Origin of the sequence: Microbacterium trichothecenolyticum (genome assembly GCF_041938625.1) — a bacterium.
Lineage (GTDB): Bacteria > Actinomycetota > Actinomycetes > Actinomycetales > Microbacteriaceae > Microbacterium > Microbacterium trichothecenolyticum_D.
The window spans coordinates 1,628,136-1,650,805 of the sequence record NZ_CP169427.1 but is presented as its reverse complement, the minus strand read 5'-3'; the positions used below and the strand labels follow the sequence as shown (position 1 = coordinate 1,650,805).

20 protein-coding genes are annotated in these 22,670 nt (G+C 72.0%); 10 read left to right on the top strand and 10 right to left on the bottom strand.

The window, feature by feature from the left end; genetic code table 11:
• The 3 genes from ACEYYH_RS07400 (at nucleotide 1) to ACEYYH_RS07390 (ending at nucleotide 2,469) form a co-directional block, all read left to right on the top strand.
• Nucleotides 1-1,443 (top strand): RNB domain-containing ribonuclease, encoded by a 1,443-nt coding sequence (locus tag ACEYYH_RS07400; protein WP_374977583.1) that lies wholly within the window; start codon nucleotides 1-3, stop codon nucleotides 1,441-1,443.
• A gap of 9 nt (nucleotides 1,444-1,452) precedes the next feature.
• Nucleotides 1,453-2,088 (top strand): pyroglutamyl-peptidase I, encoded by a 636-nt coding sequence (gene pcp, locus ACEYYH_RS07395; RefSeq protein ID WP_374977582.1) that lies wholly within the window; start codon nucleotides 1,453-1,455, stop codon nucleotides 2,086-2,088.
• A gap of 72 nt (nucleotides 2,089-2,160) precedes the next feature.
• Nucleotides 2,161-2,469, top strand: coding sequence for a hypothetical protein (locus ACEYYH_RS07390; RefSeq protein WP_374977581.1), 309 nt, complete (start codon nucleotides 2,161-2,163; stop codon nucleotides 2,467-2,469).
• A 20-nt stretch (nucleotides 2,470-2,489) separates the two neighbouring features.
• Here ACEYYH_RS07390 and ACEYYH_RS07385 read toward each other — a convergent pair whose 3' ends face one another.
• The 4 genes from ACEYYH_RS07385 to nhaA all read right to left on the bottom strand — a co-directional run bounded on the left by ACEYYH_RS07385 (nucleotide 2,490) and on the right by nhaA (nucleotide 8,088).
• Nucleotides 2,490-3,695, bottom strand: a complete 1,206-nt coding sequence (locus ACEYYH_RS07385; protein ID WP_374977580.1) for a benzoate/H(+) symporter BenE family transporter — start codon at nucleotides 3,693-3,695, stop codon at nucleotides 2,490-2,492.
• A 130-nt stretch (nucleotides 3,696-3,825) separates the two neighbouring features.
• Complete coding sequence (locus ACEYYH_RS07380; RefSeq protein WP_374977579.1) at nucleotides 3,826-4,707, bottom strand: phosphotransferase family protein; 882 nt, start codon at nucleotides 4,705-4,707, stop codon at nucleotides 3,826-3,828.
• Between the two features lie 244 nt (nucleotides 4,708-4,951).
• Nucleotides 4,952-6,103 carry a flavodoxin-dependent (E)-4-hydroxy-3-methylbut-2-enyl-diphosphate synthase gene (gene ispG, locus ACEYYH_RS07375; RefSeq protein WP_181911659.1) on the bottom strand — a complete coding sequence of 384 codons (1,152 nt, stop codon included), beginning with the start codon at nucleotides 6,101-6,103 and terminating at the stop codon, nucleotides 4,952-4,954.
• Nucleotides 6,104-6,186: 83 nt separating this feature from the next.
• Nucleotides 6,187-8,088, bottom strand: a complete 1,902-nt coding sequence (gene nhaA / locus ACEYYH_RS07370; protein ID WP_374977578.1) for a Na+/H+ antiporter NhaA — start codon at nucleotides 8,086-8,088, stop codon at nucleotides 6,187-6,189.
• A gap of 232 nt (nucleotides 8,089-8,320) precedes the next feature.
• On the opposite strand from nhaA, the gene ACEYYH_RS07365 reads away from it, so the two are divergent.
• A complete protein-coding gene (locus ACEYYH_RS07365) occupies nucleotides 8,321-10,255 on the top strand; it encodes an anthranilate synthase family protein (RefSeq protein ID WP_374977577.1) in 1,935 nt (644 codons plus the stop codon).
• 85 nt (nucleotides 10,256-10,340) lie between these two features.
• On the opposite strand, the gene ACEYYH_RS07360 is transcribed toward ACEYYH_RS07365, so the two are convergent.
• The 3 genes from ACEYYH_RS07360 to ACEYYH_RS07350 all read right to left on the bottom strand — a co-directional run bounded on the left by ACEYYH_RS07360 (nucleotide 10,341) and on the right by ACEYYH_RS07350 (nucleotide 13,410).
• Nucleotides 10,341-11,645, bottom strand: coding sequence for an RNA polymerase sigma factor (locus ACEYYH_RS07360; protein WP_374978181.1), 1,305 nt, complete (start codon nucleotides 11,643-11,645; stop codon nucleotides 10,341-10,343).
• Complete coding sequence (locus ACEYYH_RS07355; protein ID WP_374977576.1) at nucleotides 11,645-12,010, bottom strand: YciI family protein; 366 nt, start codon at nucleotides 12,008-12,010, stop codon at nucleotides 11,645-11,647. Before ACEYYH_RS07355 ends, ACEYYH_RS07360 begins: the two co-directional genes overlap by 1 nt.
• A 104-nt stretch (nucleotides 12,011-12,114) precedes the next feature.
• The gene (locus ACEYYH_RS07350; protein ID WP_374977575.1) at nucleotides 12,115-13,410 is read right to left on the bottom strand and encodes an RIP metalloprotease; all 1,296 of its coding nucleotides are present in this window, start codon (nucleotides 13,408-13,410) and stop codon (nucleotides 12,115-12,117) included.
• Nucleotides 13,411-13,520: 110 nt separating this feature from the next.
• Between ACEYYH_RS07350 and ACEYYH_RS07345 the strand changes: the two genes are divergently transcribed.
• From ACEYYH_RS07345 to ACEYYH_RS07335, 3 genes are all read left to right on the top strand, one after another.
• The gene (locus tag ACEYYH_RS07345; protein ID WP_374977574.1) at nucleotides 13,521-14,084 is read left to right on the top strand and encodes a hypothetical protein; all 564 of its coding nucleotides are present in this window, start codon (nucleotides 13,521-13,523) and stop codon (nucleotides 14,082-14,084) included.
• A gap of 131 nt (nucleotides 14,085-14,215) precedes the next feature.
• Entirely contained in the window at nucleotides 14,216-14,929 is a 714-nt protein-coding gene (locus ACEYYH_RS07340) for a YcnI family protein (RefSeq protein WP_374977573.1), read from the top strand.
• 178 nt (nucleotides 14,930-15,107) lie between these two features.
• Nucleotides 15,108-16,772, top strand: a complete 1,665-nt coding sequence (locus tag ACEYYH_RS07335) for a Mur ligase family protein (protein ID WP_374977572.1) — start codon at nucleotides 15,108-15,110, stop codon at nucleotides 16,770-16,772.
• 172 nt (nucleotides 16,773-16,944) lie between these two features.
• Here ACEYYH_RS07335 and dxr read toward each other — a convergent pair whose 3' ends face one another.
• Together dxr and ACEYYH_RS07325 are read right to left on the bottom strand one after the other, a co-directional pair.
• Complete coding sequence (dxr, locus tag ACEYYH_RS07330) at nucleotides 16,945-18,030, bottom strand: 1-deoxy-D-xylulose-5-phosphate reductoisomerase (RefSeq protein WP_374977571.1); 1,086 nt, start codon at nucleotides 18,028-18,030, stop codon at nucleotides 16,945-16,947.
• Between the two features lie 41 nt (nucleotides 18,031-18,071).
• Nucleotides 18,072-19,040, bottom strand: coding sequence for an FKBP-type peptidyl-prolyl cis-trans isomerase (locus ACEYYH_RS07325; protein ID WP_374977570.1), 969 nt, complete (start codon nucleotides 19,038-19,040; stop codon nucleotides 18,072-18,074).
• A gap of 200 nt (nucleotides 19,041-19,240) precedes the next feature.
• Between ACEYYH_RS07325 and ACEYYH_RS07320 the strand changes: the two genes are divergently transcribed.
• Complete coding sequence (locus ACEYYH_RS07320) at nucleotides 19,241-19,942, top strand: lysophospholipid acyltransferase family protein (protein ID WP_374978180.1); 702 nt, start codon at nucleotides 19,241-19,243, stop codon at nucleotides 19,940-19,942.
• Here the strand turns inward: ACEYYH_RS07320 and ACEYYH_RS07315 are convergent.
• A complete protein-coding gene (locus ACEYYH_RS07315; protein WP_374977569.1) occupies nucleotides 19,911-20,405 on the bottom strand; it encodes an OsmC family protein in 495 nt (164 codons plus the stop codon). The two genes, ACEYYH_RS07320 and ACEYYH_RS07315, sit on opposite strands and share 32 nt — an antisense overlap.
• A gap of 52 nt (nucleotides 20,406-20,457) precedes the next feature.
• On the opposite strand from ACEYYH_RS07315, the gene ACEYYH_RS07310 reads away from it, so the two are divergent.
• Both ACEYYH_RS07310 and ald read left to right on the top strand, forming a co-directional pair.
• Nucleotides 20,458-21,447 (top strand): asparaginase, encoded by a 990-nt coding sequence (locus ACEYYH_RS07310; protein ID WP_374977568.1) that lies wholly within the window; start codon nucleotides 20,458-20,460, stop codon nucleotides 21,445-21,447.
• Nucleotides 21,448-21,503: 56 nt separating this feature from the next.
• Nucleotides 21,504-22,619, top strand: a complete 1,116-nt coding sequence (gene ald, locus ACEYYH_RS07305) for an alanine dehydrogenase (RefSeq protein WP_374977567.1) — start codon at nucleotides 21,504-21,506, stop codon at nucleotides 22,617-22,619.
• The last annotated feature ends 51 nt before the right edge of the window (nucleotides 22,620-22,670 follow it).

The window sequence follows — 22,670 nt, the reverse complement described above, 5'->3', positions numbered from 1 at the left end:
GTGCCCGCACGCCGACCTCGACTCGCTCCCGCACGCGCCCACGACGAGCTCGTCGAATCGTTCGCCCAGCTGCGCGGGGAACTGGATCTTCCGGCGGAGCTCCCCGCCGAAGTGGAGACCGAGGCGCAGCAGGCGGCGATCACCGTGTCTGTCGACCCTGCGGCCGCCGAGCTCGACGATCTGCGCGAGATCGAATTCCTGACGATCGATCCGGAGGGCTCCACGGATCTCGACCAGGCGCTCCACCTCGAGCGCACCCCGACGGGGGCGGTGCTGCACTACGCGATCGCCGACCTGCCCGCATTCGTCGCACCGGGCGGCGCGGTCGACGCCGAGGCGCGGCTGCGCGGGCAGACGCTGTTCGCGGCCGACGGCCGGATTCCGCTGCATCCCATCGTCATCAGTGAGGACGCCGCGTCTCTCCTGCCCGGGCGCGACCGGCGGGCGTTCGTGTGGCGGTTCGTGCTCGACGACGGGGCGCGGCTCGTGCAGGCGACGCTGCGCCGTGCGGTCATCCGCTCGCGCGAGCAGTGGAGCTACGTCGACGCGCAGGCCGCGATCGATGTCGGCACGGCGCCGCCGAGCCTCGAGGCGCTCTCATGGTTCGGCCCGCTCCGGCTCGCGCGCGAAGCCGAGCGCGGTGGCGCGAGCCTGAACGTGCCCGAGACCCGCATCGTCGCCGAGGACGGCGGCTACCGCCTGGAGCGCGACGCTCCGCTCGCTATCGAGGAATGGAACGCCCAGGTCTCGCTCCTCACCGGGATGACCGCGGCCGACATCATGCTGCGCGGTCGTGTCGGGATCCTCCGCACGATGCCTGCCGCCGAGGCCGACGATCTCGCCGCGTTCCGCGCACAGACGGTGGCGCTCGGCATCCCGTGGCCCGCCGACGTCCCGTACGGCGACTACCTGCGCGGTCTCGAACGCGACTCGCCCGCGGCTCTGGCGATCCTCAACGCGGCGGCCGGCCTGTTCCGCGGCGCCGGATACGTGACGTTCGACGGGACCCCGCCCGCCGACCCGCTGCAGGCGGCGATCGGCGGGCCGTACGCCCACGCCACCGCGCCGCTGCGGCGGCTCGTCGACCGCTGGTCGCTGGTGATCTGCGAAGCGCTCGCGAACGGACGGGAGGTCCCCGCGTGGGCGCGCCACAGCCTCGCGTCGCTGCCGAAGATCATGGCGCGCAGCGACGGCCTCGCGAACCGGCTGGATGCGGCCACCCTCGATCGCGTCGAAGCGGCGCTGCTCTCGGGGCACGAGGGAAGCGTGTTCGAGGCCGTGGTGCTGGGCCTGCGAGGGGATGGTGCGCGCGTGCAGGTGACCGATCCCCCCGTCACCGCGAAGGTCCCCGGACTCGACGCGGCCGCGGGGACGACGGTGCGGCTGCGCCTCGAGACGGTCGACATCGCCTCGGGCACCGTCGTGCTCGAACCGACCGCCTAGCGTGGTTCTGTGACGACTGTGCTGCTCACCGGGTTCGAGCCGTTCGGCGGCGATGCCGCCAACCCCTCCGGAGCAGCCGTCACCCTCGTGGCCTCGCGGTGGGAAGGGCAGGAGGCGCTCATCACCGCCGTGCTGCCCGTCACGTTCGCGGGGGCGGCGGATCGCCTGCGCGAACTGCTGGCCGAGCATCGGCCCGATGTCGTGATCGCTGCCGGTCTCGCCGGGGGTCGCGCCGCGATCGGTGTCGAGCGCGTGGCGGTCAACCTCGTCGACGCCCGGATCCCCGACAACGACGGCGATCAGCCGGTGGACGCGCCGAGCGTTCCCGGTGCCGCGCCGGCTCATTTCGCGACGCTCCCGGTCAAAGAGATCGCGCGGCGCATCACCGCCGCGGGCATCCCCGCCGAGATCTCTTACTCGGCCGGCACCTTCGTCTGCAACCACGTGTTCTTCACGGCGCTCGAGGCCGCAGCATCCGGAACCCGTGCCGGATTCGTGCACGTTCCCTGGTCTGCCGAGCACGCGCCGTCGACGGATGCTGCCGCCCTGCCGTTGTCGGACATCGCCCGTGCCCTCGAGATCGCGGTGCGGACGAGCCTCGACGTCACGACCGACACGGCGGTGCCGGGCGGCGCGCTGCACTGACTCGACCGCGGAATACCCGGCGCGCGGGAAGGCTTGCACCTCTGCATCGCCTCGCCGCCACCAAGGAGTGCCATGACTGACATCGCGACCGACACGACCGCCGTCGACGAGACCGCCGCGGCTGCGCCGATGCCCGCGCCGCCTGTCGTCGCGCCGCCGTCGGTGCATGTGCGCGCGGTCGTGACGTGGCTCGCGATCTTCCCGCTGGTCTCGGTGGGGATGCTGCTGCTGGGTCCGGTGTCGGAGTCGTGGCACCCGGTTCTCCGGGCGCTGGTGCTCACCGCAGTCGTCGTTCCCCTCGCGGTGTATGTCGTCGTGCCACGTCTCCTCGGCGCGTACGGCGCGCTCCGCCGTCGCGCCGTGCGCCGCGTTCGGAGCTGACGGATCCTCGGCCGCGTGCCTCAGCGCGAGCGACGCCCGAAATGCATGACCTCTCGCACGACGAGCCCGGCCACGAGCGCCCAGAACGCGGCGCTCACGCCCGCGATCGCCACGCCCGACGCTGCGACGAGGAAGGTCACCACGGCCGGCAGCCGCTCCCCCGGATCGTCGATCGCCTGCTGCACGGCTGAGCCGAACGCTCCGAACAGCGCGATGCCGGCGACCGCCGGTATGACGGCCTCGGGCGCCACCACGACCAGCGCGACGAGTGCGGCCGACAGCCCCCCGAGCACCATGCCGCTCGCACCCGTCGAGACGCCGGCGACCCAGCGACGTTTCGGATCGGGGTCGGCGTCGGGCGCCGCGGCGAGCGCGGCGCTGATCGCGGCGAGGTTGATCGCGTGTCCGCCGGCCGTCGCGCCGAGCGCGGTGCCGACGCCCGTCACGAGCATCGCCGGACGCCAGGGCACCTGATAGCCGAAACTGCGCATGATCGCGATACCGGGCACGTTCTGCGATGCCATCGTCACGAGGAAGAGCGGCAGCGCGAGCCCGACGACCGCGCCGAAGGTGAGCGTCGGCGCCGTGAACTCGAGTCGGGGAACGAGCAGGGCCGGGTCGATCGTCGCGCCCGTCACCGCGACATCCACCGCCACCACGACCGATGCCGCGACGAACGCGAGCGGCACCGCCCACCGCGGGGCGACCCGCACGAACACCAGCCACGTGAGCAGCACGGGGACGACGCCCCACGGATTCAGCACCAGCCCGGTGATCGGGGCGAGGCACAGCGGGAGCAGCACGCCGGCGAGCATCGCCTGCGCGATGGAGGGCGGGATCCGTGCGATGAGCCGGCCGAGCTGCGGCCACAGCGCCGTCAGCAGGATCAGGCCGGCGGTCACGAGGAACGCGCCGACCGCCGCCGGCCAGCCGCCCTCGACCGCTCCTGTGGCGGCGAGCACGGCGGCACCGGGCGTGGACCACGCGACCGTGATCGGCATCCGGTACCGCCACGCCAGGAGGATCGCCGACGCCCCCATCGTGAGACACAGCACGAGGAGGCCGCTCGCCGCCTGGGCGCGAGTGGCGCCGACGGCGTCGAGCCCCGTCAGCACCACGGCGAACGAGCTCGTCACGCCGACCAGCGACGTCACGATCCCCGCGACGATGGGCCGCGACAGCGGTGCGGCCGCCTCCGGCGGGGCGGGTGCGGCGGGCGGGGACACCCTCGGATCATGCCACGCCTCCGGGTCGGGTCGTGTCAGGGCCCGGCGCTGAAACCGGGGATCCTCGCCGACACACGTGCCCACGACCCCGATCTGGCGGCGAATCCCCTGGCTCGGCGATCGCGAGGGATCAGCCCTCGAACTCCTCGAGCACGTCGCTGATCATGCGATGGCCCTGCGCCTCGAACTCGGTGTCGCCCACCTGGTGCGCCCAGCAGGCGGTGCCGATGGCCTCGCGCACGCGCATCAGGATCCAGTGGGACGGATGCCGCGGATCGCCGCCGTAGCCGTCGAAGAACGCCGTCTCGCACGCGGGGTTCTGACGCCACTCCTGCGCGGCCAGTCGCACGAAGTCCGTCGCAGCGGGGCGGAAGGCGAAGCGGCCGAAGTCGATGACCCGCACCTCGTCGCCGTCGACCAGCCAGTTGCGCGGCTGCCAGTCGCCGTGGGTCGGCACGCGGTCCGCCTCCACCGGCGGCAGCGCGGCGAGCGCCGTCCGCAGCCGACCCTCGACGTCCGGGGCGATCGCGTGGGTCGAGTCGAGCCAGGCGATCGCACGGCGAGTGGCGGCAGCATCCGTCCCCTGCGACGGTCGTGCCGCCAGGTTGTGGAAGGCTCGCAGCAGCGTGCCCGCGCGACGGTGCACCCCGGGATCGATGCCGGAGGCCGTGCGATACGCCAGCCGGCCCGGCAGCAGGTCGAGCACCAGGACGCGCGCGTCGCGGTCGGCGAACTGCAGTCTCGCAGCGTTACCAGACCCTGCCCAGGGCGAGACATACCCGCCCTCGTGGGCGTCGAGTTCGCGGCCGAGGTGGTGATCGGCGTCGCCTGCCGCCTTGACGATGAGCGTGCGCTCGTCGTGACGCACGTGCAGCACGACGGTCTCCACCTGGTTCCAGCTGAGGTCGGCCACGACCCGGGCGCCGGGGAGCCAGCCGCCGACGAGGGCACGCTGCCGCGGCGACAGACGGGCGAGACCGGTGTCGGCGCGGGGCGTCGCGGGCTGGGGCACCCTTGGATCCTGCCATGGGCGCCCGTGCCCGCGGATCGGGTTGTGCGTCGGCTCGTGCCCACGCTCTCTCTCGCGCGACGCTCTGCGGCGGCATCCGTTCGCTCGCGCTGTCGTTTCATGGATGCGCGCCACGACACGACGGCCGCGGATGCAGATTTCGACCGCGCGAGCGCGACGCCACCCGCGGAGTGCGGCCGCGAAGGCAGATTTCGACCGCGAGCGTCGAGTGCGGCCGTAGCCGGCCTCAGGACGTGAGGACCTGCGCGGTGCCGACGGGGGCGTCGGGACCCATCTCGTCGGCGATGCGGTTCGCCTCTTCGATGAGGGTCGCGACGATGTCGGCCTCGGGCACGGTCTTGATGACCTGGCCCTTCACGAAGATCTGCCCCTTGCCGTTGCCCGACGCCACGCCGAGGTCGGCCTCGCGGGCCTCGCCCGGTCCGTTCACGACGCAGCCCATGACCGCGACGCGCAGCGGGACGGTCATGTCCTTGAGGCCCTCGGTCACGTTGTCGGCGAGCGTGTACACGTCGACCTGGGCACGGCCGCACGAGGGGCACGAGACGATCTCGAGCTTGCGCTCGCGGAGGTTCAGCGACTGCAGGATCTGGTGGCCGACCTTGACCTCTTCGGCCGGCGGGGCCGACAGCGAGACGCGGATCGTGTCGCCGATGCCCTCGGCGAGCAGGATGCCGAACGCCGTCGCCGACTTGATGGTGCCCTGGAACGCCGGGCCCGCCTCGGTCACGCCCAGGTGCAGCGGCCAGTCGCCCCGCTCGGCGAGCAGCCGGTAGGCCTTGACCATGACGATCGGGTCGTTGTGCTTGACCGAGATCTTGAAGTCGTGGAAGTCGTGCTCCTCGAAGAGCGAGGCCTCCCACACGGCGCTCTCGACGAGTGCCTCGGGCGTCGCCTTGCCGTACTTCTCGAGCAGGCGCCGGTCGAGTGAGCCGGCGTTGACGCCGATGCGGAGCGACACTCCGGCGGCCTTCGCGGCGGCGGCGATCGCGCCGACCTGATCGTCGAACTTGCGGATGTTGCCCGGGTTCACGCGCACGGCGCCGCAGCCCGCGTCGATCGCCTGGAAGACGTACTTCGGCTGGAAGTGGATGTCGGCGATCACCGGGATCTGGCTCTTCGCCGCGATGATGTGCAGCACGTCGGCGTCGTCCTGCGAGGGCACGGCCACGCGCACGATCTCGCAGCCCGAGGCGGTGAGCTCGGCGATCTGCTGCAGCGTCGCGTTGATGTTCGTGGTCGGCGTCGTGGTCATCGACTGGACGCTCACGGGGGCGTCGCCGCCCACCAGCACCTTGCCCACCTTGATCTGACGGGTCTTGCGACGGGGGGCGAGCGTTTCGGGGACCTTGGGCATCCCGATGTTGACGGCTGGCACGTCTGACAGCCTACGCGCAGCGAGTGAGGCCCGGCCGCTTGCGGACGGGGCCGAGCGAGCAGCGTGGAGCGCCGCAGGCGCGACTACGCGTCGGCGCGGGCCCCAGGCTGGGTGTCGGCCCCGTCCGCCTCCGAGCCCGTGAGCGCGCGGACGAGCGTGCGCGCGTCGTACGGCCCCGCGTGCCGCACGCCGTTGATGAAGAACGTCGGGACCGACGTGATGTCCATCGCCTCGGCGTCCAGCATGTCGTCGCGCACCCGCTCGGTGACCTTCGGCGAGCTGAGGTCCTCCTCGAAGCGCTCGACGTCGAGGCCGAGTTCGCGCGCCCGGCGGATGATGTCGGACGGCAGCTGGTGATCCTGGTCGGCGAACAGGCTGCGCGAGAACTCCGGGAGCTTGCCCTGCAGGTTCGCCGCTTCGGCGGCTTCCGCTGCGGCGAGCGCGTTCGGATGCTGCCGCTCGAGCGGCGCGTGCCGCCAGACGTATCGCAGCCGGTCGCCGAGCTCGCGGCGCACCTCCTCGATCGAGCCGGACGCCTTGAGGCAGAACGGGCACTGGAAGTCGCCGTACTCGACGATCGTGAGCGGGGCGTTCACGTCGCCGTAGATGTGGTCCCGCTTCGGATCGACCGGACGCACCAGGGTGCGTCCGCCGTCGTCGTCGGGCCGCCGGGCGTCGGAGATGCGGAACATGATCGCGGCGAGGAGGAAGGCGAGGACGGATGCTGCGAGCACGCCCACGCGCGCCTCGTTCTGCACATCGGGGTCGTCGATGGCGAGATCGATGATGAAGAGCGAGATCGTGAACCCGATGCCGCAGAGCATCGCGCCGCCGGCGATGCGGTCGAGGGTGAGGCCGAGACCGAACTCGCCGAGCTTGAACGCCTTCATGATCGCGGCCGCGCCGAAGACGCCGACGAACTTGCCGACGACGAGACCCACGATGATGGCCCATGTGACCGGCGATTGTGCGGCCGCCGCGAGGATCGGCCCCGAGATCTCGACCCCCGCGTTGGCGAGCGCGAACAGCGGCAGGATGACGTAGGCGACGTACGGGGAGTACGCCGACTGCAGTCGCTCGTTGATCGAGATCGATTCGCGCAGGCTGTTCGCCGCCTGACGCGCGTACTCGGTGTTCGGCGACTGTCGGAACATACGGGCGAGCTCGAGTGCCTGCTCGACGTCGCGACGGTTGGGCCGATAGACCGGGATCAGCAGGGCGATGGCGACGCCGGCGAGCGTCGGGTGCACACCGGACGCGAGGAACGCCAGCCACACGATGATCGACAGCGTCGCGTAGATCGGGCCGCGGCCGCGGCGCACGTACCGCGTGAAGTAGATGCCCGCGAGCCCGACCGCCGCGATCAGGAGCGGCATCGGCGTGAAGTTGTCGGTGTAGAAGAGCGCGATGATGCTCAGCGCACCGATGTCGTCGACGACGGCGAGGGCGAGGAGGAACACGCGCAGCCGCCCGGAGGCGCGTGGCCCGATGAGAGCGAGCGCGCCGACGAGGAACGCGGTGTCGGTCGAGATCACGACGCCCCACGCGTGCTCATGGCCGGACCCCGCGGCGATCGCGAGGAAGAGCCCCGCCGGCACGAGCAGCCCCGCGACCGCGGCCACCACAGGGATCATCGCGCGCGACCAGCTCGTGAGCTCGCCGATCGCGAACTCGCGGCGCACCTCGAGGCCGACGGTGAAGAAGAAGATCGCCATGAGCGCGTCGTTGACGAGCGCATGCAGCGTGAACTCGAGGTGGATGTCGCCGAACCCGATGGTCAGCTCGGTCTCCCAGAAGTCGTGGTACGACGTCGCGGAGATGTTCGCCCACACGATCGCGAGGAGAGTCGCGAGCACGAGCAGGAGCGCGCCGGTGCGCTGCTCCCCCATGTTGCGGATGCGGTCGGCGATCGACGGACCGCGTCGGCGCGGGCGCGTCGGCCGTTCGGGTTCGCGCGAGCGCTCGGTCATCGTCAGCTGGGTCATGGCGTACCTCCGCGGCGCGGGGATGGGAGGAGACGGGCTCGCCCCAGTATGGTCCGTAACGCAGCACCGAGGGGCCGATCGCCCGAACGGGCGTGTGGTAGGTTCGGCGCATGTCCGCGCACCTCTCCTGGTGGCTCACCGCATAGGCGGTGGGTTCGCGTGACCTCAGACCGCCCACGGGGCGGTCTTCTTTTTCGTACGGGACTCCGCCCCACGACGAAAGACGACTCACATGTCCGGGCCCGCTTCCCCGTCCCTTCCCGACCTCGCCGCGAGCGGCCTCCCGTTCGCGCTCATCGCGCGTGACGACCGCACCGTCGAGGTGCTCACCGGCGATGTCGTCGACGTCGAGCTGCTCGCCGACATCCCGTTGACCGACGCCTCCGGCGCGCCGCTCGAGGTGCTCGCCCTGGTGCCGTTCCGGCAGGTGCGCGAGCGCGGTTTCGAGTGCCACGACGACGGCGCGCCGCTGCGGTGCCTCATCGTGCGGGACCGCGCGTCGCTCCCCCGCGACGAGGCGCTCGCCCAGCTCCCGACCGACGCGGTCGCGCTCGAGAGCCCCCGCTTCGACATCGCCGACGAGGACTACGCCGAGATCGTGCGGCGCGTGATCGCCGACGAGATCGGCCGCGGCGAGGGTGCGAACTTCGTCATCCGTCGCGACTTCACCGCGGGCGTGACGACGGATGCCGCCACCGCCGCTCTGACGTGGTTCCGAGCTCTCCTCGAGCACGAGCGTGGCGCGTACTGGACGTTCGCCGTCGTCACGCCCGGACACGTCGCGGTCGGCGCGAGCCCGGAGGCGCACGTCAGCGCGCGCGACGGCGTCGTGACCATGAATCCGATCTCGGGCACCTTCCGCCACCCGGCCGGCGGCGCGACCCCCGAGACCCTCACCGAGTTCCTCCGCTCAACCAAGGAGACCGAGGAGCTCTTCATGGTCGTCGACGAGGAGCTCAAGATGATGAGCGCCGTCTGCTCGGACGGCGGTCGCATCACGGGCCCGCATCTCAAGGAGATGTCGCGGCTCACGCACACCGAGTACGTGCTGCGGGGCCGCAGCAGGCTCGACCCGCGCGACATCCTGCGAGAGACGATGTTCGCCCCGACGGTGACCGGCTCGCCCATGCAGAACGCGTGCACCGTCATCACGCGCCACGAGACGACCCCGCGCGGCTACTACTCGGGCGTCGCGGCCCTCTTCACGCCTCGCGACACGCTCGCGGCGGGCGAGGCGAGCCACGACCTCGACGCGCCGATCCTCATCCGCACCGCCTATCTGCAGGACGGCCGACTCCGCGTGCCGGTGGGGGCGACGCTCGTGCGCCACTCCGACCCGTACGGCGAGGTCGGCGAGACCCACGGCAAGGCGGCCGGCGTGCTCGGCGCGATCGGCGCCGTGCCCCGTGACACGGCCGCCGAGTCGGCGGCCGCCGACGCCGCCGTCATCGACGAGGACGCGCCCGCAGCAGCCCCACGGCGCCTCGCCGACGACCCGGCGATCGCGGAGCTCCTGGCGTCGCGCAACGGCCGCCTCGCCGAGTTCTGGCTCAAGCCGCAGGGCTCGAGCGAGCCCGGCCGGTTCGAGGCGCGCTCGGCGCTCGTCGTCGACGCCGAGGACCGCTTCACGACGATGCTCGCCCACCAGCTGCGCCACCTCGGGCTCGACGTCGAGATCTCGCCCTGGAGCGAGGTCACCGACGCGCAGATCGATCAGGCGGAGCTCCTCGTGACCGGACCGGGTCCGGGCGACCCGCGCGATACCTCGAGCCCCCGCATCCGTCGCATGCGTGAGATCGTCGCGCGCCGTCGTGCCGCCGGCCGGCCGCTCCTCGCGGTCTGCCTCAGCCACCAGATCCTCGCCGACACGTTCGGCATCGACCTCGCGCCCCTCGACGCGCCGCACCAGGGCCTGCAGAAGTCGGTCGACGTGTTCGGCATCCCGGCGTCCATCGGCTTCTACAACACCTTCACCGCGCGCGTTCCGGCCGGCACGACGCACGTGGGCGAGGCCGAGATCGCGGCCGACGCATCCGGGGACGTGTACGCGCTGCGCGGCCCCGGCTTCGCGTCGGTGCAGGGTCACCTCGAGTCGATCCTGTCGCGCGACGGCATGACGACGCTCCAGCGCCTGGTCGAGCAGGCTCTGGCGCCCGTCCCCGCCTGACGCCGATCCGCTTGTCGAGCGGAGCGCGCCCGACTCGCGAATCCGGTCTGCGCCGGGTTCGGAGCGTTTCGACTCGCAAGCTCGCTCAACGACCGGGGGCCGAGCCGGCGCGGGCGGCGAGCAGGCGCCGCTCGGCCTCGTTCGCGGTGAGCTCGAGGGCGCGCAGGTCCGCGACGAGCGCCTCGTCGTCGCGGCCGAGGTCGCGCAGGAGGGACGCTCGCACGGCGTGCCACAGGTGCGAACGCGCGAGCGGTCCCTCGAGCGCGTCCACCTCGGCGAGCGCGACCGCCGCCCCGTCGACCCGCGCCAGCGCCACCGCGCGGTTGAGCCGCACCACCGGGGACCGGTCATACGCGAGGAGCATGTCGTAGAGCGTCAGCACCTGCAGCCAGTCGGTGGACGCCGCGTCCGCGGCATCCGCGTGGCAGGCAGCGATCGCCGCGTGCAGCTGCCACCGTCCGGGTCGCCGGAGCCGCGCCGCCCGTTCCAGCGCTTCGCGCGCGCCGGCGAGCAGCGTCGCGTCCCACCGCGTGCGGTCCTGCTCGGCGAGCAGCACGAGCTCCCCGTCGACCGACCGCGCCGGCTCGCGTGCCCGGTGGAAGCGCAACAGCGCCAGCAGCCCCCAGGCCTCCGCGGCGCGGGGAAGCGCCTCGGCGACCACCTGGGCCAGCCACAGCGCGTCGTCGGCGAGATCGCGGTCGGCCGCGGCATCCGCCCCCGCCACGAAGTGGGCCTCGCTGTACATGACCGAAACGATCGTCAGCACGAGGTCGAGACGCGCCGCGGCGTCCGCTCCCTCCGGCACGCGCAGCGGAATGCCGCTGTCGGCGATCTTGCGCTTCGCGCGCGAGATGCGCTGCCCCGTCGCGGGCTCGGTCGAGAAGGTCGCGCGGGCGATCTGTTCGGTCGTCAGGCCGCACACCGCCCGCAGGGTGAGGGCGAGCTGGGCGTCGGGCGCGAGCGCCGGGTGGCAGCATCCGAAGAGCAGGGGAAGCCGCTCATCCGCGGGCGCGCCGTCGGCCGTCGGCTGCGATTCGGGCAGCGCGACACGGTCTTTGAGAACACGGTCGCGGAGCACCCGCTCGCGCCGCACCCGGTCGAGCGCGTTGTGCCGCGCAGCCTGCATGAGCCAGGCGCCCGGCCTCGGCGGGATCCCGCGGCCCCGCCACGCACGCAGGGCCTCCTCCACCGCCTCGGCGACGGCCTCCTCGGCCACGTCGAAGCTGCCGAACGAGACGGTCAGCGCAGCCGTGATGCGGGCGGACTCCTCGCGCACGACGCCGGCGAGGAGGCGATCGGATGCTGCGGCGGGTGTCGAAGCGGATGCTGCGGCGCCGGCCGTGCCCGGAGGTTCCGGGTCGCGCGGGGCCGCAGCATCCGTTCCGGACATCACTCGAATTGGCTGTAGTCGACGACCATCGGCCGGATCTCGACGGCCACACCCGGGAACTCCAGCGAGGGCCAGGTCTTGACGAGATCGATCGCCGCGTCGAGATCAGGAACGTCGATGACGCTGAACCCGCCGATGACCTCCTTGGCCTCCGAGAAGGGTCCGTCCGCGACGACCGGACCGTCGTCGCCCGAGCGCACCGTCGTCGCCGTGCTGACCGGGTGCAGCTCCGCACCCGAGTCGTCGATCTTGTCGGCGTTCGTGCCGAACCACTCGTAGATCCGCCCGTAGACCTCCTGCCGGCGCTCTTCGGGCACCGCGGCGTCGAGCTCGGGGGTGGAGGTGAACATGATCACGTACTTCACGGTCGTGTCCTTTCGTCAGTGGAACCGTTGCATCCCTACAGCGAACGGACAAGACCGATTTCGACACGACCCGCGAAGATTCTTCGCGGCCGGTGCGTGGTTGTTCAGAAGAGCGTGACCGGGTTGAACAGGTCGGCCAGGATCAGGATGCCGCCCATCACGAGCAGCGCCACGAACACGGCGAACGTGAGCGGCACGAGCTTGGTCGCGTCGACCGGCTTCGGCGGCGGCCGACGGAAGAGCTTGGCCCACACCCGCTTGATCCCCTCCCACAGCGCCACCGCGATGTGGCCGCCGTCCAGCGGGAGCAGCGGGATGAGGTTGAACACGAACAGGGCGATGTTCAGCGAGGCGAGCAGCGACAGGAACCCCGCGACACGGTTGAGCACGGGCGAGTCGGCCGCGGCGACCTCGCCGGAGAGGCGGCTGGCGCCCACGATGCTGAGGGGCCCGTTCGGGTCGCGCTCCTGGCCCGTGACGAGGTCGACGCCGGTCTGCCACACCTTGGCGGGCAGCTGCCAGATGATCCCCGCGACCGCGCCCACGTTCTGCACGGCCATCTGGGGTCCTGCCCAGATCGGCTGCTGCACGTACTCGACGGTGGGGCCGACGCCCACGAATCCGACCTCCTGGGTGGTGGTCGTGCCGTCGGCGGCCGTGACCTCGGTCTGGATCGTCGCGGGCGTGACCTGCAGCGTCTGCTGTCCGCCGTCGCGCTCGACGACGAAGGTGAGCTGCTCGCCGGGCGACGAGCGGATGATCGCGGATGCCTCGGTGAAGTCGGCGACCGGCTCCCCGTCGATCGAGACGATGACGTCGCCCGGCTGGATGCCCGCCGCCTCCGCCGGAGCGGAGGGCGAGGAGTCGGTGCACTCGGCGGAGCTCGTGGTCGGGACGCACTCCGACAGCCGCGCGACCTCGGTCGTCGCCGTCTGGAGGCCGATGCCGCTGAGCAGGATCGTGAAGAGCACGATGGCGAAGAAGAAGTTCATCAGCGGCCCGCCGAGCATCACGACGATGCGCTTGTGGATCGGCAGGCGGTAGAAGACATGTGTGTCTTCCTCACCCTGCAGCGTCTCGTCGTTCGCGTCGCGGGCGTCCTGCACCATCGTCGCGAAGAAGCCGCCGGCGGCGCGTCCGTCGCGTCTCGCGGCCTGCGGCGACGGCGGGTACATCCCGGCCATGGAGATGTAGCCGCCGAGCGGGATCGCCTTGAACCCGTACTCGGTGCCTCTCCAGCTCTTCGACCACAGCGTCGGGCCGAACCCGATCATGTACTGGCCGACGCGCACGCCGAACTTCTTGGCCGGCCAGAGGTGGCCGAGCTCGTGCAGCGCGATCGACACGGCGAGGCCCACGACCATGAGGGCGACACCGATGACGAACGCGAGGATCTCCACACGCTCACGGTACCCGCGCCAGCCTTTGAGTTGGGTGTGACGACGCAGCGCCGCGAGCGCGCCGGGGGGGGTGCCTCTCGCATCCCGTAGGCTCGACGCGAGGAGGAGCCGTGACCCCACGCCACGTGCGCGCGCTGCGCGGCACTGCTGCCGCGTGGGTCGCGACCGTCATCGCCGCCACGGCGCACACCCTCGGCGGGGGCGGTGCGCCGTCACCGGCCTTCGTCACCGCCGTCGGCATCCTCGCCGCTCCGTTCGCGGTGGCGCTCATCGGCCGGCGGCTCTCGGCCTGGCGCATCGGCGTCACGGTGCTCGCGAGCCAGGCGATGTTCCACGTCGCCTTCGCCGTGACCGCCGACGCCGATCCCGCCGCGCTCCACGGCCACCACGTGACGCACCTCGGCGGCGACCTCAGCGCTGTCGTCGTCCCCGACACCCCCATGCTCGCCGCGCACGTGCTGGCCGCGCTCGCAACCCTCGCCGGGCTGTACGGCGGGGAGCGGATGCTGCGCGCCCTGGGCCGCGGCATCCGTTCGCTCTTCTCGCGCCTGCGCGGCGTGGCCCTCCGGGCACCGCTGCCGCGGTTCGTGCCGCCGCCCGCCGGCTCTGTGCTCGCCGCAGCGCGGATCGTCCTGTCGGACGTCTCGCGGCGCGGTCCTCCCGCTCTCGTCTGAGCGGCGCTTCGCGCCGCGCCCGTCGCCGGCCCACGCCCGATGCGTGCGCCGGAACCTTCTCGCGCACCCGGCTCTCCCCGGCGCGTCTCGCTCGGCGACCCCGCCGGCGACCCAGACGAAAGACGACAGCAATGACCGACACCATTTCCCGCCCCTCCCGCACTCGCCGCGCCGTGATCGGCGTCACCGCCGGCCTCGCACTCGCCATCGGCGCGCCGCTCGCGGCGTCCGCCCACGTGCACGTCACGCCCGAGACGGCGTCGGCCGGCGGCACCGAGACGCTCACGTTCTCGTTCTCGCACGGGTGCGACGGCTCCCCCACCACCGCGCTCGCGATCGACATCCCCGAGGGCGTCGGCAACGCGACGCCGGTCGTGCAGGGCGGCTGGACCATCACGCGCGAGCTCGGCTCGACCGGCGTGCCGACGCGCGTCGTGTACACCGCGGACGCGCCCGTCGAGGACGGACTCAAGGCCGCCGTCTCGATGGACGTGCTCTTCACCGAGGGGACCACCGACACCACGTTGGCCTTCCCGGTGACGCAGACGTGCGCCGAGGGCGAGACGGCCTGGACCCAGATCGCCGAGGACGGCGAGGACCCGCACGACCTCGACGCGCCCGCGCCGATGGTGGCGGTCGGCGCGGCCGCGGACGATGCCGACACCGGGCACGGCGAGGGGTCGGCCCACGCGTCGGAGGACGCGGCCGCTGCCGACGCGGGCGCCGGGGACGCAGCATCCGCCTCCGCTGCCGACCCGGTCGCCCGCTGGCTCGCCGCCGTTGGACTGGCCGCCGGGATCGCCGCGCTCGTGGTCGTGCTGGTGCGCGGACGCCGCAGGGCCTGAGTCCGGCAGGGTCGCCTCCGCCCGGTCGTTGAGCGAGCTTGCGCCCGGTCGTTGAGCGAGCTCGCGAGTCGAAACGTCGTCGGTGATCCCTGCGACGTTCCGACTCGCTCGTTCCTCGCTCGCTCAACGACCGGAGACCGCCGGCGTGATGCAGGCGCCGTGCGAAGATGGATGCGCCATGCCGACCGACGCGCCTTCGAACCTGCCCCCGGTACTCCGTCCCGACGCGCCGCCGACACACTCGCTCGCTGACCTCGCGGCACGCTTCGCCGTCGGCGTCCGCGGTGACGTCGCCGACGCCACGCTGACGGGTCTCACCCTCGCGACCGCCGATCTCCGTCCCGGCGACGTCTTCGTCGCGGTGCAGGGCGTCAATCGCCACGGCGCCGAGTTCGCGTCGACCGCCGCCGAGAAGGGCGCCGTCGCGGTGGTGACGGATGCTGCCGGAGCCGACGCCGCGGCCGCCAGCGGGCTGCCCGTGGTGCTGGTGGAGAACCCCCGCGCGATCCTCGGCGAGCTCTCGGCCTGGGTCTACAGCACGGGCCGCGACGACGACCTGCCGATCCTGTTCGGCACGACCGGCACCAACGGCAAGACGAGCGTGTCGCACCTGCTCGAGGGCATCCTCGGCCAGCTCGGTGCCACGACAGGACTGTCGTCGACCGCCGAACGCCACATCGCCGGGCAGGTCATCGTGTCGCGGCTCACGACCCCCGAGGCGTACGAGATGCACGCCCTCCTCGCCCTCATGCGCGAACGCGGCGTGGAGGCGGTCGCCGTCGAGGTGAGCGCGCAGGCGCTCAGCCGACGCCGTGTCGACGGCATCGTGTTCGACGTCGCCGGCTTCACGAACCTCACCCATGACCACCTCGACGACTACGCCGACATGCGCGAGTACTTCGAGGCGAAGCTGCCGCTGTTCCTGCCCGATCGCTCGCGCCGCGCCGTGGTGTGCATCGACTCCGAGAACGGCGCCGAGGTCGTGGCGCGCAGCCAGGTGCCGACGGTGACCGTGGGAACGCCCGCCCTCGCCTCCGACCCCGACGCCGCGGCGGCCGCCGACTGGGTGGTCGAGATCCTCGACGAGCGCCAGGTCGGCACCCAGTTCCGCCTCACCGCGCGGGACGGCCGCACGCTGACGACGCTGGTCCCCGTGATCGGCCGGCACATGGCGGCCAACGCCGGGCTCGCGATCGTCATGATCCTCGAGGGCGGCTACGCGTGGGAGCGCCTGGTCGAGGCGCTCGACGGCGAGCGCATCGAGGCCTATCTGCCCGGGCGCACCGAGCTCGTCTCGGGCGAGACCGGACCCGCGGTCTACGTCGACTTCGGCCACTCCCCCGACGCCTTCGAGAAGACGCTCGCCGCGGTGCGCCGCGTCACACCGGGCAAGGTCGTCATGCTGTTCGGCGCGGACGGCGACCGCGACGCGACGAAGCGCCACGACATGGGCCGCACCGGCGTGGAAGGCAGCGACATCCTCGTCGTCACCGACCACCACCCCCGCCACGAGGACCCCGACTCGATCCGCGCGACCCTCGTCGAGGGTGCGCGACGCGCACGGCCGGATGCCGAGATCCACGAGTTCTCGCCGCCCGAGCGCGCGATCATCGAGGCCGTAGCGCTCGTCGGCGACGGCGACGCGATCCTGTGGGCCGGCCCGGGTCACCAGGATTACCGGGACATCCGCGGCGTACGCACCCCCTACTCGGCCCGCGAGCTCGCCCGTCGCGCGCTGCGGGAGGCCGGGTGGCCCGTGCCCGAGCCGCACTGGCCGGTCCCGTACCCGGACGACGTGACCCCGGCATCCGATCCCCTGCGCCCGGTCTACCCGGAGCCCTGAGCGCACCCCCGCTCACCTGCCACGAAGTGCTGCCCACAGCGGCACACTGCGACAGGCGAGCAGTCGGGCCCTCCGAGCTCATCTGCTCACCTGTCACAGACGGCTGCCGACACCGGCAGATTGCGACAGGGGAGCAGCCGAACGCGACGCCGGCGGGCGACGCGGGAGCGGATCAGGATGCTGCGGCGATGACCTTGTCGGCCTTGCGGCGTGCCCAGTCCTCGGCGTCGGCGAGGGCTTCCCGGGTGAGGGCGTCCGGCGCGTCGTGCTTGTCGACCACCCGCTCGATCACGTCGATGATCCCGAGGAAGCTGAGGCGCCCCTCGTGGAACGCGTCCACGGCCTGCTCATTCGCCGCGTTGAACACCGCGGGGTAGGTGCCGCCGGCGCGCCCGACCTGCTTCGCCAGACGCACGGCGGGGAAGGCGGCATCGTCGAGCGGCTCGAAGGTCCACGAGGTCGCGGTGGTCCAGTCGAGCGGCCGCCCGACGCCGGCGACGCGGTTGGGCCAGTCGAGGCCGAGAGAGATCGGCAGGCGCATGTCAGGCGGTGAGGCCTGCGCGATCGTGGAGCCGTCGACGAACTCGACCATCGAGTGCACGATCGACTGCGGGTGCACGACGACGTCGATCTCGGAGTAGGGCACGGCGAACAGCAGGTGCGCCTCGATGACCTCGAGCCCCTTGTTGACGAGGGTCGCCGAGTTGGTGGTGACGACCCGGCCCATGTCCCACGTGGGGTGCGCGAGGGCCTCCGCGGGTGTGACACTCTCGAGCGACGCACGGCTGCGGCCGCGGAACGGACCCCCGGATGCCGTGAGCACGAGCCGGCGGACCTCGCTGCGCTCCCCCGACCGGAGCGCCTGGGCGATGGCCGAGTGCTCCGAGTCGACGGGGACGATCTGCCCCGGGCGTGCGAGCGCCGTGACGAGATCGCCGCCGACGATCAGCGATTCCTTGTTCGCGAGGGCGAGGGTGCGGCCCGACTCGAGCGCGGCCAGGGTCGGCCCGAGGCCGACGGACCCGGTGATGCCGTTGAGCACGACGTCGGCCTCGACATCGCGCACCAGCTGCTCGGCCTCGACGGCGCCGAGTGCGCTGTTCTCGACGCCGAACTCGGTCGCCTGCGCCTCGAGCGTCTCACGGTCGGATCCCGCCGCGAGACCCACCACCTCGAACCGCCGCGGGTTGGCCCGCACGACGTCGAGCGCCTGCGTGCCGATGGAGCCGGTCGAGCCGAGGATGAGGACGCGCCGCATCCGGCCAGCCTATCGCCGGGCCGGATGCTGCCGCCCCGGGGTCACTGCTGGGCGGCGGCGCGCTGCACGCCGAGGATGTCGACCACGAAGACGAGGGTCTCGTCCTGCAACTCGTGGCCTTCGCTCGCGCCGTAGCCGAACTCCGGCGGGATCACGACGAGCACCTGCGAGCCGACCGTCTGGCCCTCGAGCGCCTGCTGGAAGCCGGCGACCACACCCGTCGTCTGGAACGCCGTCGGCTGGCCGCGGTCCCAGCTCGAGTCGAAGACGGAGCCGTCCGACCACTTCACGCCGGTGTACTGCACGAACACGGTGTCGCCCGACTCGACGACCGGGCCGTCGCCCTTCTTCAGCTCCGCGATCTGCACCTCGGTCGGCGGCTCCTCGGCGGGCACGGTGATGGTGGGCGCGCCGTCGTCGTCGAGCTCGACCGTCGGCATGCCGTCGACCGCGTCCTGCTCCGCACCGTCCGCGCTGGTCGGGATGAAGTCGGTGGTCGCGGCGACGATCACGACGGGCGATGCGCCCTCGCCGAAGGCGCTGCCGGGGATGGACATCGCGACCGTCGAGCCGATCGGCGCGCACTCGAGGGCGGCGACGAACAGGGAGTACTGCTGCGGGTCCATGATGATCGGGACCGCGCCGGAATCGTCGGCCGATGTGTCTGAGGAGTCCTGCAGGATCTCACCGGTCGAGCCGTCGTAGAGGGTGTAGAAGCCGCTGACGAGGTCGCCCGACACGACGTCCTCGCCCGAGCCCTCGGTCACGATCGTGCGCTCGACGTCCTCGAAGGCGAGGGTGTCGGGGAGGGTCGCGGCGAGATCCGCACCACTGCCCGTGACCTCGATCGCGTCGGAGTCCGCTCCCGGCTGTGCGTCGAGCAGGCACTCCGAAGAGGCGGTCGACGTCGGCGTGGGAGTGGCGTTCGGATCGGCCGACCCGGAGCACCCCGCCAGCAGGAGGGTCGACACGGCGACGACGGACAGGGCGGCGAACGGGCGAATGCGCACGGAACAACCTCGAGTCAGGGGAAGGGAAGCCTCCATCCTTTCGCATCTTTCCTCTGTCCGCGCTGGGAAACGACATGCCGAAACCGGAATGCGATCGGGAGTACCCTCTACGGGTGACTTCCGACCTCGTGCCCGGCGCCGAAGACACCGCCGACGAGCCGGCGGAAGAACCCGAATCTGCCGCTGCGCCCGCTCGCCGTATGGGCTTCACGTACGCGCTGGGGCGCGGCATCCTGACCCCCCTCGCTCGCATCGTGTACCGCCCCCACATCGAGGGCAAGGCCAACGTCCCCAAGTCCGGCCCGGTGATCTTCGCGAGCAACCATCTGTCGTTCATCGACTCGATCGCGATCCCGGTCGCCGCGCCGCGGCCCGTCCACTTCCTGGCGAAGTCCAGCTACTTTGACAAGCCCGCCTCGCGCTGGTTCTTCACGTCGATCGGCGCGATCCCGGTCCAGCGTGGTGCCGGACAGGCCGCGCTCGACGCGCTCGACCAGCAGCGCGCCCTGCTCGACGAGGGCAAGGCCGTCGCCCTCTACCCGGAGGGCACGCGCTCGCTCGACGGCCGTCTCTACAAGGGCCGCACCGGTGTGGCATTCCTCGCACTGCAGGCCGGGGCGCGCGTCGTGCCGGTGGGGTTGATCGGCACCGACAAGGTGATGCCCGTCGGGGCCAAGAAGCCGTCGTTCACGCACCGCATCACCGTCAAGTTCGGCGAGCCGCTCGATCTCGCCCACCACGGGCCGGCCTCGTCGGGCAAGGCCCGCCGCCTCGCGACCGACGAGATCATGGCCGCGATCCACGCCCTCTCGGGCCAGGAGCTCGCGAACGCCTACAACGAGGTTCCCGCGCACAACCCGATCGACCGCATCAAGCAGGTCCTGCCCCACGAGCGCCGCTGACGAGGATCGTGGGCTCGTGGTGCACCGGGAAGTTCACCGAGTTCGCGATGAAGCACCACTCGTTCGCCTGCGCGTGCGCGGCGGTCGCAGCATCCGTCATCGATGCGTCCGCGATGGTCACGCGCGGCCGCAGCACCACCTCGCGGAACGCGCCGCCGCCGCGACCGTCCTCGACCATGAGTCCGGATGCCTCGTCCTCGTAGCCGACCACCACCACCCCCGCCTGCACGCACGCGTGGAGGTACGACAGCAGGTGGCACTGGCTGAGGGCCGCGAGGAGCATGTCCTCGGGATTCCAGCGGGACGGGTCGCCGCGGAACGGCTTGTCGGAGGAGGCGTCGAGCGCCGGCTTGCCGTCGATCTCGATCGTCGTCGCCCGGTCGTAGTCCCGGTAACCCGAGGTGCCGGTGCCACGGTCACCGGTCCACGTCGTCCGGACGGAGTATCGATGCTCGCCCCACATGTGCACAGTCTGTCATGCGGGCGGAAGGCCGCTCCGGCGGTAGGCTGACGGGGTGCCGCAGACCTTCGCCGCGACCGACGCCGTCGAGCTCGCCGTCGTCGAACGCAGCGGTTTCGTCGAGTCGCGCCACGCCGGCATCGCCATCGTGCTCGCCGCAGACGGCACCATCGCCGAGAAGCTCGGCGATCCATCCGCGCTGATCCTCCCCCGCTCGAGCCTCAAGCCGCTGCAGGCGCTCGCGTGCCTGTCGGCCGGGGTGTCGCTCGAGGGCGAGCGACTGGGCCTGGCCACCGCGAGCCACTCGGGCACCGACCGTCACGTCGCCGTGGTCCGCGACATCCTGTCCCTCGCCGAGCTCGGTGAGGACGCCCTCGGGTGCCCCGCCGCCTGGCCGGGCGACACCGCGACCCGCGACGAGATCGTGCGCGAACTGGGTCAGCCGTCGCGCATCCGCATGAACTGCTCGGGCAAGCACGCCACCATGCTCCTGACCAGCGTGGTGAACGGCTGGGACCCCGAGGGCTACCTCGCGCCGGAGCATCCGGTGCAGATCCTCGTCCGCGAGACCATCGAGCGACTGATCGGCGAGAAGGTCGCCGCGACCGCCGTCGACGGCTGCGGCGCGCCGGTGTACGCGATGACCCTCTTCGGCCTCGCCCGAGCGATCCAACGGATCGGAAACTCGTCGACGACGTCCCCGTTCGCGCTGCACCGCAGCGCGGGCGCCCTCGTCGAGGCGGTGCGGGCCGACCCGTGGACCATCGACGGTCCCGGCCGCGCCGACACGATCGCCATCGAGCGGCTGGGCGTGTTCGCCAAGGGCGGCGCCGAGGGCGTCATGGTGATGGTCGCCCCGAACGGCACCACGGTGGCGCTCAAGATGCTGGACGGCAGCGGCCGCGCCGCCACCGCCGTCGCACTGCGGCTGCTCGAGCGGCACGGCGCGCTGGCCGCACCGGACGTGGCCGACACGATGTCGAGGCTTCCGCTGGCCGTCACCGGCGGCGGACAGGATGTCGGGGCCATCCGCCCCGCCTTCTAGAGGCGCTCCCACGAGGAGCCCGAGCGCTCCAACGGCGGAGCGGAAAGGATCACACGATGCGGATCAGCGTCCCCACCGAGGTGAAGAACAACGAGTACCGGGTCGCCCTCACTCCCGCGGGCGTGCACGACCTGGTCGCCTCCGGACACGAGGTGTTCGTGCAGCGCGGCGCCGGTGAGGGCTCGTCGATGCCGGATGCCGAGTACGCGGATGCGGGCGCGGTGCTCCTCGACGACGCCGCCGAGGTGTGGGCACGAGCCGAGCTGCTCCTGAAGGTGAAGGAGCCGATCGCGAGCGAGTACGGCTACTTCCGCGATGACCTCGTGCTGTTCACCTACCTCCACCTCGCGGCCGACCGCCCGCTCACCGAGCGCCTCGTCGCCGACCGCGTGACCGCGATCGCGTACGAGACCGTCCAGCTGGCGGGCGGCGGGCTTCCGCTGCTCGCCCCGATGAGCGAGGTCGCCGGGCGTCTCGCCCCGACCGTCGGCGCCGCGACGCTGATGCGCTCCGCGGGAGGCCTCGGGTTGCTCATGTCGGGCGTGCCGGGCACGCGCCCGGCGACCGTCACCGTCATCGGCGGCGGTGTCGCCGGCGCCAACGCGGCCGTGATCGCGGTCGGCATGGGGGCGGATGTCACGGTGTTCGACACCAACGTGCAGCGTCTGCGCTACCTCGACGACCACTTCCAGGGCCGGGTCAAGACTGCCGCGTCGAACCCGCTCGACCTCGACCGGGCGGTCACCGCCTCGGATCTCGTCATCGGCTCGGTGCTGATCCCCGGCGCCAAGGCGCCGAAGCTCGTCACCAACGACATGGTCGCGCGCATGCGCCCCGGCTCCGTGCTCGTCGACATCGCCGTCGACCAGGGCGGCTGCTTCGAGGACACGCACCCGACCACCCACGCCGACCCCACCTTCCCGGTGCACGGCAGCATCTTCTACTGCGTCGCGAACATGCCGGGCGCGGTGCCCAACACCTCGACGTCGGCGCTCACCAACGCCACGCTCCCTTACATCCGCCAGATCGCGCGACGCGGCTGGAAAGAAGCACTTCGAGCGGATGCCGCGCTCGCGGCGGGTCTCAACACCGTGGGTGGTCGCGTGGTCAACGCGGGCGTAGCGACAGCGCACGAACTCGAACTCGCCCCGCTGGAGACCGCACTGGTCTGACGGCGACGTCGCTGCAGAAGTCCCGGGCTGTTGTGGGAGTCCGGGGCTTCT

Coding starts and splice junctions, on each gene's coding strand:
- ACEYYH_RS07320 (WP_374978180.1), top strand. CDS start 19,241: ATGGGCTTCACGTACGCGCTGGGGCGCGGCATCCTGACCCCCCTCGCT.
- ald (WP_374977567.1), top strand. CDS start 21,504: ATGCGGATCAGCGTCCCCACCGAGGTGAAGAACAACGAGTACCGGGTC.
- nhaA (WP_374977578.1), bottom strand. CDS start 8,088: ATGACCCAGCTGACGATGACCGAGCGCTCGCGCGAACCCGAACGGCCG.
- ACEYYH_RS07360 (WP_374978181.1), bottom strand. CDS start 11,645: ATGTCCGGAACGGATGCTGCGGCCCCGCGCGACCCGGAACCTCCGGGC.
- ACEYYH_RS07365 (WP_374977577.1), top strand. CDS start 8,321: ATGTCCGGGCCCGCTTCCCCGTCCCTTCCCGACCTCGCCGCGAGCGGC.
- ACEYYH_RS07335 (WP_374977572.1), top strand. CDS start 15,108: ATGCCGACCGACGCGCCTTCGAACCTGCCCCCGGTACTCCGTCCCGAC.
- ACEYYH_RS07390 (WP_374977581.1), top strand. CDS start 2,161: ATGACTGACATCGCGACCGACACGACCGCCGTCGACGAGACCGCCGCG.
- ACEYYH_RS07315 (WP_374977569.1), bottom strand. CDS start 20,405: ATGTGGGGCGAGCATCGATACTCCGTCCGGACGACGTGGACCGGTGAC.
- ACEYYH_RS07340 (WP_374977573.1), top strand. CDS start 14,216: ATGACCGACACCATTTCCCGCCCCTCCCGCACTCGCCGCGCCGTGATC.
- dxr (WP_374977571.1), bottom strand. CDS start 18,030: ATGCGGCGCGTCCTCATCCTCGGCTCGACCGGCTCCATCGGCACGCAG.